Below are 15,034 nucleotides of genomic sequence, written 5' to 3' on the forward strand. Positions count from 1 at the left end.
CGCGGCGAGCCCGACCTTTTTCTCACGTCCGGCGCAGGCGCAGGCCGAACAAGTGCAGCAACCCTGCCAGCAGGCCGCCATAGACCGCCGCGCCGGCAAGCCCGAGCAGCGCCAGGACGACAAGCTCGCGCCCGTGCGGGAGAGCCGGCACCAGCGCCTGGGCGAGCCCCTGTCCGTAGATTGCAACGACGGCCAGCCCGAGGCAGGCCAGCACCACTCCCGCGGCGGTAAGCCCGAGGGTACGCCCCGGCGCCGTCCAGTTCCGGCGCTTGGCCAACACCAGCAGCAGCAGCAGGTTCACCCACTGGCTGACCGCGGTGGCGAGCGCCAGCCCGGTGACGCCGTAGGGGCCGGTGAGCCAGAGCTTGAGGGCGACGTTGACCCCGATCGCCGTGAGCGAGGCCCACAGCGGGGTCTTGGTGTCCTGGCGGGCGTAAAAGCTCGCCGTCGCGCTGCGCACCAGCACCACGGCGGGCAGCGCGAAGCCGTAGGCCGCCAGGACTGAGCCGGCCCGGGCGGCATCCTCCGCGCTGAAGGCGCCGCGCTCGAACAGGGCCGCCATGATCAGGCCCGGGATGGTCAGGAACGCCACGGTGAACGGCGCCGAGAGCGCCAGGGAGAAGCCGGCGGCCCGGTTCTGCGCCGCATGCGCCCCAGCGACGTCGCCGGCTGCGATCCGGCGGCTCATCTCGGGCAGCAGCACGGTGCCGGCCGCGATGGCGATGACCCCGAACGGAAGCTGGTAGAGCCGGTCGGCATAGTAGAGCGCCGAGACCGCCCCGGTGGGTAGCCAGCTCGCGATGATCGTGTCGGCAAACGCCGCGATCTGGAAACCGGCCGAGCCGATGACCGCCGGCCCGAGCACGGCGAAGAAGCGGTTCAGCGCGGGATCGAGCCGCGGCACGGCGAGGTCCGGCATCACGCGGACGCGGCGGCAGCCCCACCAGAGCAGGCCGAACTGGAGCACGCCCGAGACGGCGACGCCCCAAGCAGCCGCGTAGGCCGCATTCGGGAACAGGAAGCTCAAGCCTAAGGCCGCCAGCATGGCGAGGTTGAGCAGAACCGGGGCGCCCGCCGCCACGGCGAAGTGCCGGTGGGCGTTGAGAATGCCCGACAGCAGCGTCACCAGCGTCATGAACAGCAGGTACGGGAAGGTGATCCGGGTCAGCGCCACCGCGAGCCGGAAGCGCTCGCCATCCTCGGCGAAGCCCGGCGCCAGGGCGTGGACCACCCAGGGCATCGCCGGCAGGGCGAGATTCAGCAGCACGAGCTGCACGATCAGCATCAGGGTGAAGACCCGGTCGGCGAACCGGTGCGCGTCCCCCGGGGCGCCCGCCTCCGCGAGCCCGGCATAGGCCGGCACGAAGGCGGTGTTGAACGCCCCCTCGCCGAAGATCGCGCGGAAATGGTTCGGCAACCGGAACGCGACCACGAAGGCGTCCGCCATGGGCCCCGCGCCCATCACGGCGGCCATCACCACGTCGCGGGCGAAGCCCGTGACGCGCGAGACCAGGGTCCAGCCGCCGACCGAGAGGATGGAGCGGATCATCGGGCCACGCGGGCTCCGCAATTCCCCTCCCCCCTCGGCGGGGGAGTGTGTCCCCCGCAGGGGGTCGGGAGAGGGGAGCGACGGTGCAGAAATGAGCGCCCGCCTCCATGACGGTCACGCCAGATCCTGAAACCGGGTTCCCCTCTTCCGAGCCCTGCCGATGCAGGGGCCACCCTCCCCCGCAATGGGGGGAGGGAGCGCTGTAGCGGCGTCGCGAATGTCGGTCGCAGGGGAATGGCCGGGCCCTTCTCCACCGGGTCATCCGGCGATGCGCGCATCAAGAGACTGTTTCGTCGGCCACCTCAAGGGTGCCGCGGACACGAGGCCCGCGGCACCGGCGGGACGCCTCAGGCGGTCGCCTCGGCGTACATCTTCTCCACGTGCTCCCAGTTCACGAGGTTCTCGATGAACGCCTTCAGGTAATCGGGCCGGCGATTGCGGTAGTCGATGTAGTAGGAGTGCTCCCACACGTCGACGCCGAGGATCGGCTTGGCGCCGTGGACCAGCGGGTTCTCGCCGTTCGGGGTCTTCATGATCGCGAGCTTGCCGTCCTTCACGGCGAGCCACGCCCAGCCCGAGCCGAACTGGCCGACGCCCGCCTGGATGAAGTCCGCCTTGAACTTCTCCGCACCGCCGAGATCCTCATCGATCTTCTTGGCGAGCGCGCCGGGGATCGCGCCGCCGCCATTCGGCTTCATCCACTGCCAGAAGTGGATGTGGTTGTAGTGCTGGCCGGCATTGTTGAAGAGCGGCTGATTGGTGTTGTAGGCCGCCTTCACGATCTCCTCGACGCTCTTGCCCTGAAGATCGGTGCCTTCGAGCAGCTTGTTGCCCGTATCCACATAGGCCTTGTGGTGCTTGTCGTGGTGGAACTCGAGGGTTTCCTTCGACATGTACGGCCCGAGCGCGTCGTAGGCGTAGGGCAGTTCCGGCAGGGTGAAGGTCATCGCGTCTGTCTCCGCTTGGCAAAGAACATTGCAGGGGGCGCCTCGTCCCCGGCGGGGGCTTTCCGAGTCGAGAGACCGCTAGGTAAGTCGGGCGCCGCGGGACGGCAACGCCGTTCCGGGCCAGCCGCGTGGGAAGCCCCAGAAACAGGGCCCGCCCGGCCGCGGGGCCACCTGCAGACAACCGGCGGCCTGCACTTTCCCTGGGGGATCTCGCCGTCCGGTTTTGCAATATCCCGGCCAGGCCTTACTGTGCGCTACGCCTTGAGGGCCGGCCGGGGGCCGGCACGTGTTAGAGAGTCTCATGATCGCTGCGCTGTTCGCGCTCGCCGCCGCCATGATCATCGGGGGCTGCGCCGCCGTGATCCAGGGCTTCCCGTATGTGCGTCTGGAGAGCGGGCTCGCGATGGTGATCGCGGGCTCGGTGGCCGCGTCCTCGGGGGCGGTGCTGCTGGGTCTGGGCGTGCTCGCCCTGAGCTTCCGGGGCGTCGCGCGGGCCATCGCGCAGGCTCCGACCCGCGGCGCACGGGAGGCCGCCCCCGCTTCCGCACCGGCCACCGTCGAGGAAGGCCGACCTCGGACACCGCCGATCCTGCCCGCCGCCCCGGCCTTCATCGTGCCGTCGGCGGTCGAGCCGCCCTTCGATCCCGAGCGCCCCCGGATCGAGCCGAACCTGGATCTCCGGACGGGCGCGGAACCGGTCCTGCCGGTGGCGGCCGATCTGCCGAAGCCGCTCCGGGCCGAACCGGTCCCGCAGCCACCCGCGCCGCCGGTCGTCCCGCAGGGACCGGTCCCTCCGCCCAAGGAAGCCCCCACATCCGAGGGCCCCGCACCCATGGCCGTGATCGCGCCCGAGGACGATCTGTTCGTCGCGCCCGAGCCGCCCCCAGGACGGGTGGCTGAGCCGTCCGCGCGTCCGAACCGCGATCCGGAGCCCGCCGCCCCGAAGCCGGAGTCACGCACCGTGGTCGGGCGCTACGCCTCCGGCGGCAACACCTACGTGATGTTCGAGAACGGATCGATCGAGGCAGAGACACCGCAGGGCCGCTTCACCTTCTCGTCCCTGGACGAGCTGAAGGCCTTCGTGGACGGCGGCGGGGAATCCGGCACGCGGGGCGCGGCCTGATCAGACCAGCGGGTTGAGGCTGTCGTTGCGTGGCGGGATCGGCGCCCGCATGGTCAGGGTGAAGCCACCGGGGGCGTAGTCGGTGGTCACCTCGGCCTGAACCTGCGCGATCAGAACCCTCTGGAGCAACCGCGAACCGAAACCCTGGCGGCTCGGCGGCGCCACCGGCGGCCCACCGGTTTCCCGCCAGGAGAAGCGCAGGATCCCCGCCGGGCCGCCGGGCTCCAGCGTCCAGTCCACCGCGACCCGCCCGGTACGGTTCGAGAGCGCCCCGTACTTGGCGGCGTTGGTGGTGAGTTCGTGGATCGCCATCCCGATCGGCACGGCGATCTCGGAGGGCAGGTCGATCGCCGGCCCCGACAGGCTGATCCGGCCCTCGGCGCCCCCGTCCGCGGTGACCTCCGCGTACGGCTTCAGCTCGTTGAGCAGGAGGTTCTCCAGCGAGGCCATCTGCCATGTGTCCTCGGTGAGCACCGAGTGGGTGTGGGCCAGCGATTTGATGCGCCCCACGAAGGCTTCGTAGAAGCTCTCGATGCTCGAGGCCGTGCGTGCCGTGGAACCCACGATCGCCTGGACGGTGGCGAGCGTGTTCTTCACCCGGTGGTGCAGCTCACGGATCAGCAGGCTCTGGCGTTCCTCGGCGAGGCGCCGGTCGGTCACGTCCGCCACCACGCCGATCAGGCGGCGCGGCAGGCGGCCGGGCGCGTCGCGCTCGAACCGGCCGGCCATGTCGATCGTGCGCCACGCGCCGTCCGACTTGCGCCGGATGCGGCCGCCGATCTGCAGGATCCCGTCCTCGCGCAGGGCCCGCGAGATCGCCTTGCGGACGGCAGGCCGGTCTTCCGGATGGAGGATGTCGTTGAGGAACTCGGCCTTGCCGATGGTGCCGTCCTCGGGCGCGTGCCCGAAGATCTCGTACATATGCTCGTTTTCCCAGATCGCCTGGTCCTCGAGCATGTGCCACTCGAAGATGCCGAGCTTAGCGATCGTGGTGGCGACCCGCAGGCGCTGGTCGCGGGACAGAATCTCGTCCCGGGCTTCGACGCGGGTGGTGATGTCCTGGATGACGCCGACCATGCTGGCGGGTGCACCGTCGGGGCCCGCCACCACCTGACCACGGACCCGCAGGATCACCGTGCGCCCGGCTACCGTGGTGGGGGTGTCGAACTGGTAGGGTGTTCCGGCCGCACCGGCCTCCGCGATGATCGCGCCGAGCCGGGCGAGTTCCGTCTCGGACAGCCCGGTCTTCAGTTCGTCCCAGGATACGGAGCGGCCCGGCGGCCGGCCCAGGATCCGCGCGGCCCGGCGCGACAGGGTCAGGAGACCCGTCGCCCGGTCCCAGCGCCATTCCCCGAGGCCCGCGGCGGCGAGCGCCTCGCTGTTCGCCTCGGAATGGGCGGCCGTGTCCACATCGACGGATTCGACCACGAGGGTACGGCCAGCCCGGCGTACCCGCACGTCGAGGCTGCTGCCATCCGCGCGCCGCCAGAACTGCAGGCTGGCCTGGAGCCCTCCGGGGGCTTCGGCGAGGAGTTCCGCGATGGCCCGCCCGGGGAGCGTGCCCGGCGCCCAGCCGATCAGGTCATGGAGCGCCCGGTTGGCGGCGACGATCACGGTCTCGTCCGCCGAAAGCACGACGAGGCCGACCGCGGCCTCGTCGAAGCCGATGCGGTACGGGTCGTCCGCGGCCGGGTCCTGCGCCACCCACTCACTCACTTGGACGAATCCTCGAACGCGTTCTGACGCGCTCCCGCAGGAGATGACCCCAGGCCCGTCGCGACCCGCGAGCGGGCCTCAGGATGGCGTCCGAGCGTGACCGTGGCAAGGCGTTCACCGGGAATGCGGCCTTCCATCCCTACGGGTCTAAAGCATTATCTCCCACGAGGGCCCCGGCCCGCGGAAAAGATGATGCCAGATCAAAGCTCTGGACCATCGTGCCGGTTCTGGTATCCGGCCCGAGGGTCTGGAACCCGACCTATCCGGGGGAGCGGAACCCGCGCGGGCACCGGCGTCAAGGGCGCGCGTCAGGCTGAGGATTCACAACCGCGCGGCAGGCGGGCAAATTCCAGATAGGTCGGTCGCCGTCCGGCCTGCAGCGCCTTGGCCTCGTAGCGGGTGCCGGGCCAGCCCTGGAAGGCGTTCGTCCAGTCCAAAGCCCGCTGCGCCGTCCAGGTCAGGACCGGGCAGCGCGCCGCCCGCACCAGGGTCCAGCCGGCATAGTCGTCGATGTCGCTGGCGAAGCGGAACAGGCCGCCATCCTTCAGGACCCGGCCGATCTCGGCGAGCGAGGCATCCGACACGAACCGGCGCTTGCGCTGGCGCCGCTTCGGCCAGGGATCGGGATAGAGCAGGTAGACCCGGTCCAGGCAGGCATCCGGCAAGCGCGCCAGCAGGGCGGTAACGTCCTCATCGCGGATGCGGATGTTGCGCAAGCCCCGCGCCTCGACCGCGGCGAGCAGCTTCACCACGCCATTGACGAAGGGCTCGGCCCCGATGAAGCCGATGTCCGGATGCGCCGCGGCCTGCGCGGCGAGATGCTCTCCGCCCCCGAAGCCGATCTCCAGCCAGACCGCCCCGGGCGGGTCGGGGAAGAGCGTGCGCGGATCGAGCGGCCGGTCGTCCGGCGGCAGGGTAACGCGCAGCCCGGGCAGCAGCTCGGCGAGGCGCCGCTCCTGCTCCCCGCGCAGGCGCTTACCCTTGCGCCGGCCGAAGAAGGCGCGCTCCGGCTCCTCGGCCACGGGACCGGGCGGCCGGCTCATCTCAGACATGGCAACGACTTGGTTTCGGCCCGTTCAACGCAAGAGGGAAGGGTTTCCAAAGGGCGCGAGCCCTTTGGCGGGTCGTCAGGGCGGAGCCCGACGATCGGGCGGAGCCCGACAGCAGGGCTTGAGCCCTGCACCCGCAAAAGGTCTCGACCTTTTGAAACCAGGCTGCGCGAGGCTCAGGCCAGCGCGGACTTCAGCTTGTCGGCGAGGTCTGTGCGCTCCCAGGAGAAGCCGCCATCGGCCTCAGGGGCGCGGCCGAAATGGCCGTAGGCCGCGGTGCGCGCGTAGATCGGCTTGTTGAGGCCGAGCGCCGTACGGATGCCGCGGGGCGAGAGGTCCAGGGCGTCCATCAGCACGCCCTCGAGCTTGGCCTCGTCCACGTTCCCGGTGCCGTGCAGGTCCACGTAGATCGAGAGCGGCTTCGAGACGCCGATCGCGTAGGCGAGCTGGATCGTCGCGCGGCGGGCGAGGCCGGCGGCCACGACGTTCTTGGCGAGGTAGCGGGCCGCGTAGGCCGCCGAGCGATCGACCTTCGTCGGATCCTTGCCCGAGAAGGCGCCGCCGCCGTGGGGCGCCGCGCCGCCGTAGGTGTCCACGATGATCTTGCGGCCGGTGAGGCCGGCATCACCGTCCGGACCGCCGATCACGAACTTGCCGGTCGGGTTCACGTGCCAGGCGGTGCCCTCGTTGATCCAGCCCTCCGGCAGGGCCTTGCGGATGTAGGGCTCGACGATGGCGCGCACGTCCGCCGAATCCAGGGACTCGTCGAGGTGCTGGGTCGAGAGCACGATCTGGGTAACCTCGACCGGGCGGCCGTTCTCGTAGCGGATCGTCACCTGGCTCTTGGCATCGGGGCCGAGCTTGGCGGCATCACCCTGCTTGGCCCGGCGGGCGTCGGCGAGATCCTTGAGGATCCGGTGGGCGTAGAAGATCGGGGCCGGCATCAGCTCGGGCGTCTCGTCGGCCGCATAGCCGAACATGATGCCCTGGTCGCCCGCGCCCTCGTCCTTGTTGCCGGCCGCGTCCACGCCCTGGGCGATGTCGGCCGACTGCGCATGCAGGTGGATGGCGACGTCGTTGTTCTTCCAGTGGAAGCCCGACTGCTCGTAACCGATATCCTTCACCGCCTCGCGGGTCAGGGCCTCGAGATCCTTGAAGGTGACCGAATCCGGCCCACGCACCTCGCCGGCGATGACGATCCGGTTGGTGGTAGCCAGCGTCTCGACGCCGAGCCGCGCCTCCGGCATCGCCGACAGGTAGGCATCGACCACGGTATCCGAGATCCTGTCGCAGACCTTGTCCGGGTGCCCTTCGGAAACGGACTCGCTGGTGAACAGGTAATTGGAACGTGGCATCGGTCGGCCTCGGCTGCAGAGCACGCCGGCGCGATCGCGGCGCTTGACCCTTCTTGGGGTCGGGGTTCTCGCACCCGACCCGAGTCGGGTCAAGACGGATTGCCGAACGGATCCGCTATAACGGACGATGTGAGTGGAAAAACGGCCGCGCCGAATACCTAAAGCACCATTCCGGATATCAGAAGCGGCGCAATACTCGAGGTTTTGGCCCCCGCATCATCTTGTTTCCGAGAGCGGAGGCCAGCTTTCGAGGCGATGCACTAGCTGCCGAGCTTGTTCTCCAGCGCCCGGATGGCGTCGGCGACGTCGCGGCGCGCCTCCTCGGAGAAGTTCTCGGTGATGTGGCGCCCAACAACCTCGGCTAGCCCCTTCAGTCCGCCCTCGGACAGAGCCGCCTGCTCACGCTCGCCGAAGCCCGGAGCGACGAAATCGTCCGACCGCGGCATACCCTTGAAGAAGTAATCCATCGGTACGCCGGTCATCCGGGAGAAGATGTCGAGGTGGACGGCGCTGATCCGGTTGGTGCCCTTCTCGTACTTCTGGAGCTGAGCGGCAGACATACCGAAGCTTTGCGCGACACGGCGCTGGGTGAGGGATGCTTTCCGCCGCTGCTCGGCGATGCGCTGCCCGACATAGACGTCGCGCTGATCGGTTTTCTGACCCGCCATCGAAGAGCTCGTCGACCCCCTTGCCACCATTTTGGGCAGCCAAGCTTAGCGCGAACCGATGACCTTGTCACCGGTCGAAGGCCCCTAGAGTAATGGGTGTGGCCGCGCCCTCAGGCCCACGCAGCCCTTCCAACCTCGAATGATGGCGTCCCCGGCAGGGCTCGAACCTGCGACCCCAGGTTTCATACCACTTCGGCTTTCGCCGCCGCGTCCCCGAAGGGCGCGTTCGTGGCCTGGACTATCCCTTCACCGTGGGCCGGCGTGCCGCCAGCCTTTAGGTGCCGCCCGTCTAGTCTCTACACCTTCCCGTGGGACGCGGACGCGCCCTGCGGGCTTGGCTCGGGATCGGCAGGGTGCCGGACGACGAAGCGCCGGCGCCGGAAGCTTTCCCCGACTTTGAGCGGATCCGCCGCGTGGTTTCCCGGCGCGGCGCCCAATTGAACCTGATTTAGGAAACCTGTGCTCTGTCCAGCTGAGCTACGGAGACAACCGCGTGTTCCATAGCATTCCCGTCGCCGCAGTCCAACCGCACCCGGTGGACACGCCGTCCCCGCGGCGCATGATGGCTCCGGGGGTTGAATGCGCGGGTTGGTGGGATCGACAGGGCGAATCGGCGCGGCGCTCCTGGCGCTTCTGCTGCCGCGGGCTCCCCTGCGGGCGGCGCCGCAGGTGGGCGTGCCCGATTGCATGACCGGGCCGGTGCGCGCTGAGGTTCTGGCGGACATCGGAATCCGCGGTGAGATTCGCCTCGCCTCGGGTGCCCGGGTGATTCTGGATTCCCTTCGATGGCCGGACGCGCCGGACGTCGCCGCGGCGGCACGGGCCTGGCTCGACGCCCGACGGGGCGCCGAACTCGCGGTCATGCCGCGTGGGCGGCCCGACCGCTGGGACCGAGAGCGGGCCGACATCCAGGTGGCGGAGGGCGACACGGATCTCGCGGGTGGCCTGATCGGTGCAGGCCTCGCCTTTGCCGACGCCAACGAGGCCGATTCGCTGTGCCGGCCGGCGCTGCGTCTGGTCGAGGCCGACGCGCGGGCGAAGGGACATGGCCTGTGGCGCGAGCCGCTGCCGGACGCGGCCGATGGTGCGGCGCTGCGCGCGCGCGCCGGGCGCTTCGTGGTGGTGGAAGGCCGGCTGCGTCATGTCGGCGAGCGCAGCAACCGGACCTATCTCGATTTCGGCACACGGGGCGCGGACGCGCTCACGGTGACGGTATCGAAACGCACTTGGCGAATGGTGCGTGCCCGTGGTTTGAGTGCGGCCTCGCTCGAAGGCCGGCTTGTGCGGGTGCGTGGCATCCTGGACATCTGGCGCGGCCCGACCCTGGAGGCCGGGCCCGATGCCATCGAGGTCCTCGGCGAGGCGGACCGGCCCGAGGCCGGCCCGGAGACGGAACGGGGGCTGCGGCGCTGATCGCATGGGCGGGATCACAGGGGGATTTTTTCGGGCGGCGAAGCGTGTCTCGCCGAGGCCGGTGGCCCCCTGGGCCGTGGCTTTGTCGGCGAGCCTGCTCCTGGGCGCCTGCGTGGCCGACCAGAGTGTCGCGACTGTACAGCCGGCCGTGGTGCGGGTGCCCGTGGAGGCGCCGCGGACCACCGGCCGCGAGCGCGTGGCGGATGCCGACCACCTCAAGCTCGTCGCCTCCTTCGGGGGCGAGGCGCGCGCGCCCAACGTGACGCGGATGCTCACGGAGGTGACCGACCGGCTCGTGAAGGCGAGCGACCGGCCGGACCAGACCTACGTGGTGACGCTCCTCGATTCGCCGGTGGTCAACGCCTTCGCGCTGCCGAACGGGCGGCTCTACGTCACGCGCGGGCTCGTGGCACTGGCGAGCGACACCTCCGAGGTGGCCGCCGTGTTGGCGCATGAGATGGCGCACGTGACGCTCAACCACGCCACGGCCCGCAGCGAGCTGGAGCTGCGCTCGGCGCTGGTCAGCCGGGTCGTGAGCGATGTGCTGAACGACCCCGATACCGGTGCGCAGCTCAAGAACCAGTCGCGCTTCGCGCTGGCCCGCTTCTCCCGCGAGCAGGAGCTGGAGGCCGACGCCACCGGCGTTCGGACCTTGGCCAAGGCCGGCTACGATCCGTTCGCGGCCGGCCGCTTCCTCACCGCCCTCAACCGCTCGACGGGGCTGAAGGCCAACGGCGGCAGCGAGCCCGACATGCTGGCGACCCATCCGGGCACGGTCGAGCGCATCACCCAGGTTACCCGGGCAGCCCGCCGCATCGGCGCGCCGGGCATCGGCACCGACGACCGGGCCGCCTATCTCGCCGCGGTGGATGGGCTCGCCTATGGCGACAACCCCCGCGACGGCGCGGTGCGGGGCCACCGCTTCATCCATCCGAGCCTCGGCATCGCCTTCGAGGTGCCAGACGGATTCACCCTGGAGAACACCCGCTCGGCGGTTCTCGGCACGACCGCGGACGGCAACCGGCGCCTGCTGTTCGATCAGATCGAGGCCAAGGACGGGCAGCCCCTCGACGCCGTGCTGAAGGCGAGCTGGAACGACGCCTTCGATCCGGCGGGCTTCGAGACCCGGGAGGTCGGCGGCCACCCGGCGGCCTTCGCGCTTTCGCGGGGCAAGGAATGGACCTTCCGCCTCGCGGCGATCCGGATCGGCGATTCGACCTACCGGCTGATCATGGCCGCCAAGGGCGCGACCGATCCCGATCCGGACTTCCGCCGCTGGACCGCGAGCCTCGGGGCGATCGCGCCCCAGGAGGCAATCCTGCGTCCCCTGCGGCTGCAGGTGGTCCAGGCGACCTCGCCCAGCGCCGAGGAACTCGCCCGCCGCATGGCGGTGCCCGACCGGGCGCTCGAACGCTTCCTCGTCCTCAACGGACTGGAGCGGGGCGCCCCGCTGGTGCCGGGCCGGAGCTACAAGATCGTGACGGAATAGCCGTCCTGCGCCGCCACGGCTTGTGCCGGGCGCGGCCACGGAGATCCTTCCCGGATCGTTCAGGGAGAGCCCCGTGATTCGATTCTTTTATAATCTCAGCCCCAATCCCATGAAGGTCGCCCTCTGTCTGGAAGAGATGGGGCTACCCTACGAGCCCGTTCCGGTGGATCCGCGCAAGGGTGAGCAATTCGACCCCGCCTATCTGGCGCTCAACCCGAACGGGAAGGTGCCGACGATCGTCGATGGCGACGTGACCGTCTTCGATTCGAATGCGATCCTGCTCTACCTCGCGGGCAAGACCGGCCTGTTCCTGCCCGAGGGCGAGCCGGTGCGGGGCGAGATGCTGTCCTGGTTGATGTTCGTAGCCACCGGCATCGGGCCGTTCTCCGGCCAATGCGTGCATTTCCGCCACTACGCACAGGACGGCGGCGCCTACGCCACCGAGCGCTACATCTACGAAGCACGGCGCCACTGGGGCGTCCTCGATCAGCGGCTGAGGGACCGGCCCTACATCCTGGGCGACACCTACACGATCGTCGACATGGCCGCCTGGGGCTGGGCCCGGATGGTGCCGTTCGTGCTCGGCGAAGGGGCTTTCGAGGATCTGCCCAACGTGAAGCGTCTTCTCGACGCGATCAACGCACGCCCGGCTGCCCAGGCGGCCGAGGCGCTGAAGGGTCGCCACACGTTCAAGGCCGAGGTGGACGACGAGGCGAGGCGGTTTCTGTTCCGCGCCACGCAGGGCGCCGCCTGACGACCCAGCGGATCGGACCGCCTCCTGGCGTCAGGGTGCGGGGGCGGTCACCGTGAGCATCGGCAGGGTGACCGAGAGCGAGCCGGGCGCCACCCGCCCGGGACCGAGCGACAAGCAGGCGGCGAGGCCGAGACAGAGGGCGAGACCGAGAAGCGAGGTCTCGAAGCCGCGGTAGACCCAATCCATGGCGGTCCCTTTCGCGAGGGATCACCAGCATGCGCCGGCCGGGTTAACGAATCGGTGCGCGGGCACCCAAGGACTCTCACCCGCCTGAGGCGACGCGCGCGGCCCCGGCGGCGATCAGTGCGACGCCCGCTGCGGCCGCGGGGCTCAGGGTATCGCCAAGGAGGCCCGCGCCGAGGATCATCATCAGCATGATGCTGAGCGTGTCGAGGGGCACGACCCGCGCGGAATCGCCGAGCGACAGGGCCCGGAAACAGCGGAGCCGGGACGCTCCGCCAGCGACGCCCCTGCGTCAGTCGAACGTGCGCAGCCCTGGATGGCTTCGCGACACGCACGCTGACGAAGCAGTACGGCTCGCCCCCGGGAATGCCGTGTCGGCGGGAGTGCTCTCTGCCGAGGGGGCTACGGGGTCGTCGCTGGAGAGCGCGTCAAAATAAGAACTTCGCGCCGTCGCGCCCTGGGGACGACGGATCGCCTGCGCTCGGACTCCCTGCCGGATCGTAAATGTTTCCCGTGAAACATTCGATGCTCACAGGAGCTTGTCGGGGGTGATCGGCAGGTGGCGCACCCGCTTGCCAGTGGCGTGGAACACCGCGTTGGTGATCGCCGCCGCGGTGCCGACGATGCCGATCTCGCCGAGACCCTTCACGCCGAGGGGATTCGCCTTGTCCTCCTCGTCCACGAAGATCACGTCGATGTCGTAGATGTCGGCGTTCACCGGCACGTGGTACTCGCCGAGATTGTGGTTCATGAACCGGCCGATCCGGTGATCGAGCATCGACTCCTCCTCCAGCGCCGAGCCGATCCCCATCACCACGCCGCCGAGGATCTGGCTGCGGGCGGTCTTCGGGTTCAGGATCTTCCCGGCCGCGATCGCCGAGACGATGCGGGTGACCCGGACCTGCCCCAGCTCCGCGTCGACTTTCACCTCGGCGAAAATCGCCGAGTGGGTGTAGGCCTCGTAGGCCTGGTTGAAGTCCTTGTCGGGCCCGGCCTCCTCGACGGCTTCGACCTTGTCGACGCCCGCCGCCTGCAACACCTCCACCAGGGAGACGCTGCGACCCGGATCGCCTGCGACCGCGATGCGGCCGTCCGCGAACACCGCGCGGTCGAAATCGACATTGGCGAGCGGCGAGTTCTCAAGTCCGCGGGCGAGCTTGAACACCTGGGCGCCGACGTTGCGGCAAGCCTTCATCACAGCGGTGCCCGAGGAGGCCGCGGTCCATGAGCCGCCCGCGACCGGAGCCTCCGGCAGGCGGGTGTCGCCGAGCTTCGTGGTCACCGCGTCCATCGGCAGGCCCAGGGTGTCGGCGGCGATCTGGGTGAGGATCGTGTAGGTGCCGGTGCCGATGTCGCCGGTGGAGTTGCCGACCGTCAGGCGGCCGTCCGGCGTCAGGGTCGCGATGGCGCTTGACTGCATCATCATCGATTCCCAGACGCCGGTGGCCACACCCCAGCCGACCAGCTCCCGGCCCTCACGGGTGGAGCGCGGCTCGGGGTTGCGCTTGGCCCAACCGAACCGCTCGGCGCCGCGCTCGAAGCAGCGGCGAAGCTCCTTCGAGCCGAACGGCTTGCCCTCGGCGGTGGCGTCGGATTCGGTATAGTTCTTCAACCGCAACGCGATCGGGTCCATGCCGGTCGCGTAGGCGAGTTCGTCCATGGCGGTCTCGATGGCGAAGACGCCGGTGACCGCCCCAGGCGCCCGCATGTCGCCCGGCGTCGGCGTGTCGAGCTTCACCAGCCGGTAGCCCAGGGCAACGTTGTCGCAACGGTAGAGGACGCCTGACCAGTTGACGACGACCTCCTGGTAATCCTCGTACTGCGACGTACCTTGGACAGCGTCATGCCGGAGGGCCGTCAGCGTGCCGTCCGGCTCGGCGCCAAGCGCGATCGTCTGCAGCGCCTCGGAGCGGTAGGTGAAGCTCCACATCTGGTCGCGGGTCAGGGTCACCCGCACGGAGCGCTTCAGCTCCTGCGCGGCCAGCATGGCCAGGAACAGCTGGTATTGCGGGCGCAGACCCGAGCCGAAGCCACCGCCGAGATAGGGGTTGAGCACCCGCACCTGATCGGGCTTCAGGCCGAACACGTTGATCAGATACTGGTGGCTGTTCGAGACGCCCTGGATCTTGTCGTAGACCGTGTAGGTCCCGTCCGGCTCCACCACCACCGTGGAGGCGTGCGGCTCCATCGGGTTGTGGTGCTCGTCGGCGAGGCTGTAGCTGCCCTTCACGCGGACCGGCGCGCTGTCGAACGCCTTGTCGGCATCGCCCCAGGGCTCCGGCGGCGGCTTGATGCCCTGGCGCTTGTAGGGCGGCTCGTAGGCGGTGCCGCGCTGGGCCCCCAGATCGGTCTCCGGCTCCTGCGCCGCATAGGTTACGTGGACAAGCGAGGCCGCGTAGCGCGCCGTCTCGAAATCCTCGGCCACCACCAGGGCGACCGGCTGGCCGCTGAACGCGATCAGGTCGTCGTAGAGGGCGCGGAACGGCGAGCCGGGGGGCGCCACCTGATCCTGAAAGTTCTTGTCCCGCCACGCGGTGCGCGGCCGGTTCTCATGGGTGATCACCTTGAGGACGCCCGGCACCGCCTCGGCCTTGGCGGAGTCGATCGCCACGATCCGGCCCTTGGCGATGGCGCTCGACACCACGTACCCGTAGGTGAGATCGGGGGCGGCGAACTCGCCGGCATATTTGGCGAGGCCGGTGACCTTGGCGGGGCCGTCGATGCGGCTGCGCGGAGAGCCGACGAAGGTGTCGCGGCCCGTGGAGCTGAACGTCTGGGTCATGGCGGG

The 15,034-nt window shown here is 69.7% G+C and carries 13 protein-coding genes; 4 read left to right on the forward strand and 9 right to left on the reverse strand.

The window, feature by feature from the left end; translation table 11 throughout:
• Positions 1-22: 22 nt before the first annotated feature.
• Together murJ and BLQ49_RS18460 are read right to left on the reverse strand one after the other, a co-directional pair.
• On the reverse strand, positions 23-1,549 hold the full coding sequence (gene murJ / locus BLQ49_RS18455) for a murein biosynthesis integral membrane protein MurJ (RefSeq protein ID WP_091718285.1): 1,527 nt from the start codon (positions 1,547-1,549) through the stop codon (positions 23-25).
• A 347-nt stretch (positions 1,550-1,896) separates the two neighbouring features.
• Positions 1,897-2,496, reverse strand: a complete 600-nt coding sequence (locus BLQ49_RS18460) for a superoxide dismutase (RefSeq protein WP_091718287.1) — start codon at positions 2,494-2,496, stop codon at positions 1,897-1,899.
• Between the two features lie 301 nt (positions 2,497-2,797).
• On the opposite strand from BLQ49_RS18460, the gene BLQ49_RS18465 reads away from it, so the two are divergent.
• Positions 2,798-3,619 carry a hypothetical protein gene (locus tag BLQ49_RS18465; RefSeq protein WP_091718289.1) on the forward strand — a complete coding sequence of 274 codons (822 nt, stop codon included), beginning with the start codon at positions 2,798-2,800 and terminating at the stop codon, positions 3,617-3,619.
• Here the strand turns inward: BLQ49_RS18465 and BLQ49_RS18470 are convergent, their stop codons facing one another.
• The 4 genes from BLQ49_RS18470 to BLQ49_RS18485 all read right to left on the reverse strand — a co-directional run bounded on the left by BLQ49_RS18470 (position 3,620) and on the right by BLQ49_RS18485 (position 8,407).
• Positions 3,620-5,335 (reverse strand): sensor histidine kinase, encoded by a 1,716-nt coding sequence (locus BLQ49_RS18470; protein WP_091718291.1) that lies wholly within the window; start codon positions 5,333-5,335, stop codon positions 3,620-3,622.
• 308 nt (positions 5,336-5,643) lie between these two features.
• The gene (trmB, locus tag BLQ49_RS18475; protein WP_208859082.1) at positions 5,644-6,387 is read right to left on the reverse strand and encodes a tRNA (guanine(46)-N(7))-methyltransferase TrmB; all 744 of its coding nucleotides are present in this window, start codon (positions 6,385-6,387) and stop codon (positions 5,644-5,646) included.
• Positions 6,388-6,560: 173 nt separating this feature from the next.
• Positions 6,561-7,739: a methionine adenosyltransferase gene (gene metK / locus BLQ49_RS18480; RefSeq protein WP_091718295.1), complete on the reverse strand. Its 1,179-nt coding sequence runs from the start codon at positions 7,737-7,739 to the stop codon at positions 6,561-6,563.
• Between the two features lie 260 nt (positions 7,740-7,999).
• Positions 8,000-8,407 carry a helix-turn-helix domain-containing protein gene (locus BLQ49_RS18485; protein WP_091718297.1) on the reverse strand — a complete coding sequence of 136 codons (408 nt, stop codon included), beginning with the start codon at positions 8,405-8,407 and terminating at the stop codon, positions 8,000-8,002.
• A gap of 579 nt (positions 8,408-8,986) precedes the next feature.
• Here BLQ49_RS18485 and BLQ49_RS18490 point away from each other — a divergent pair.
• From BLQ49_RS18490 to BLQ49_RS18500, 3 genes are all read left to right on the forward strand, one after another.
• On the forward strand, positions 8,987-9,820 hold the full coding sequence (locus BLQ49_RS18490; protein WP_091718299.1) for a DNA-binding protein: 834 nt from the start codon (positions 8,987-8,989) through the stop codon (positions 9,818-9,820).
• 4 nt (positions 9,821-9,824) lie between these two features.
• A complete protein-coding gene (locus BLQ49_RS18495; RefSeq protein ID WP_091718301.1) occupies positions 9,825-11,309 on the forward strand; it encodes a M48 family metalloprotease in 1,485 nt (494 codons plus the stop codon).
• Positions 11,310-11,382: 73 nt separating this feature from the next.
• Complete coding sequence (locus BLQ49_RS18500) at positions 11,383-12,063, forward strand: glutathione S-transferase family protein (protein ID WP_091718485.1); 681 nt, start codon at positions 11,383-11,385, stop codon at positions 12,061-12,063.
• A gap of 30 nt (positions 12,064-12,093) precedes the next feature.
• Here the strand turns inward: BLQ49_RS18500 and BLQ49_RS29780 are convergent, their stop codons facing one another.
• The 3 genes from BLQ49_RS29780 to BLQ49_RS18510 form a co-directional block, all read right to left on the reverse strand.
• Positions 12,094-12,249, reverse strand: a complete 156-nt coding sequence (locus tag BLQ49_RS29780; RefSeq protein ID WP_167627736.1) for a hypothetical protein — start codon at positions 12,247-12,249, stop codon at positions 12,094-12,096.
• A 76-nt stretch (positions 12,250-12,325) separates the two neighbouring features.
• Entirely contained in the window at positions 12,326-12,463 is a 138-nt protein-coding gene (locus BLQ49_RS18505) for a hypothetical protein (RefSeq protein WP_244507663.1), read from the reverse strand.
• Positions 12,464-12,775: 312 nt separating this feature from the next.
• The gene (locus BLQ49_RS18510; protein ID WP_091718303.1) at positions 12,776-15,028 is read right to left on the reverse strand and encodes a xanthine dehydrogenase family protein molybdopterin-binding subunit; all 2,253 of its coding nucleotides are present in this window, start codon (positions 15,026-15,028) and stop codon (positions 12,776-12,778) included.
• Between the last annotated feature and the right edge of the window lie 6 nt (positions 15,029-15,034).

This window comes from Methylobacterium phyllostachyos, assembly GCF_900103445.1.
GTDB classification, from domain to species: Bacteria; Pseudomonadota; Alphaproteobacteria; order Rhizobiales; family Beijerinckiaceae; genus Methylobacterium; species Methylobacterium phyllostachyos.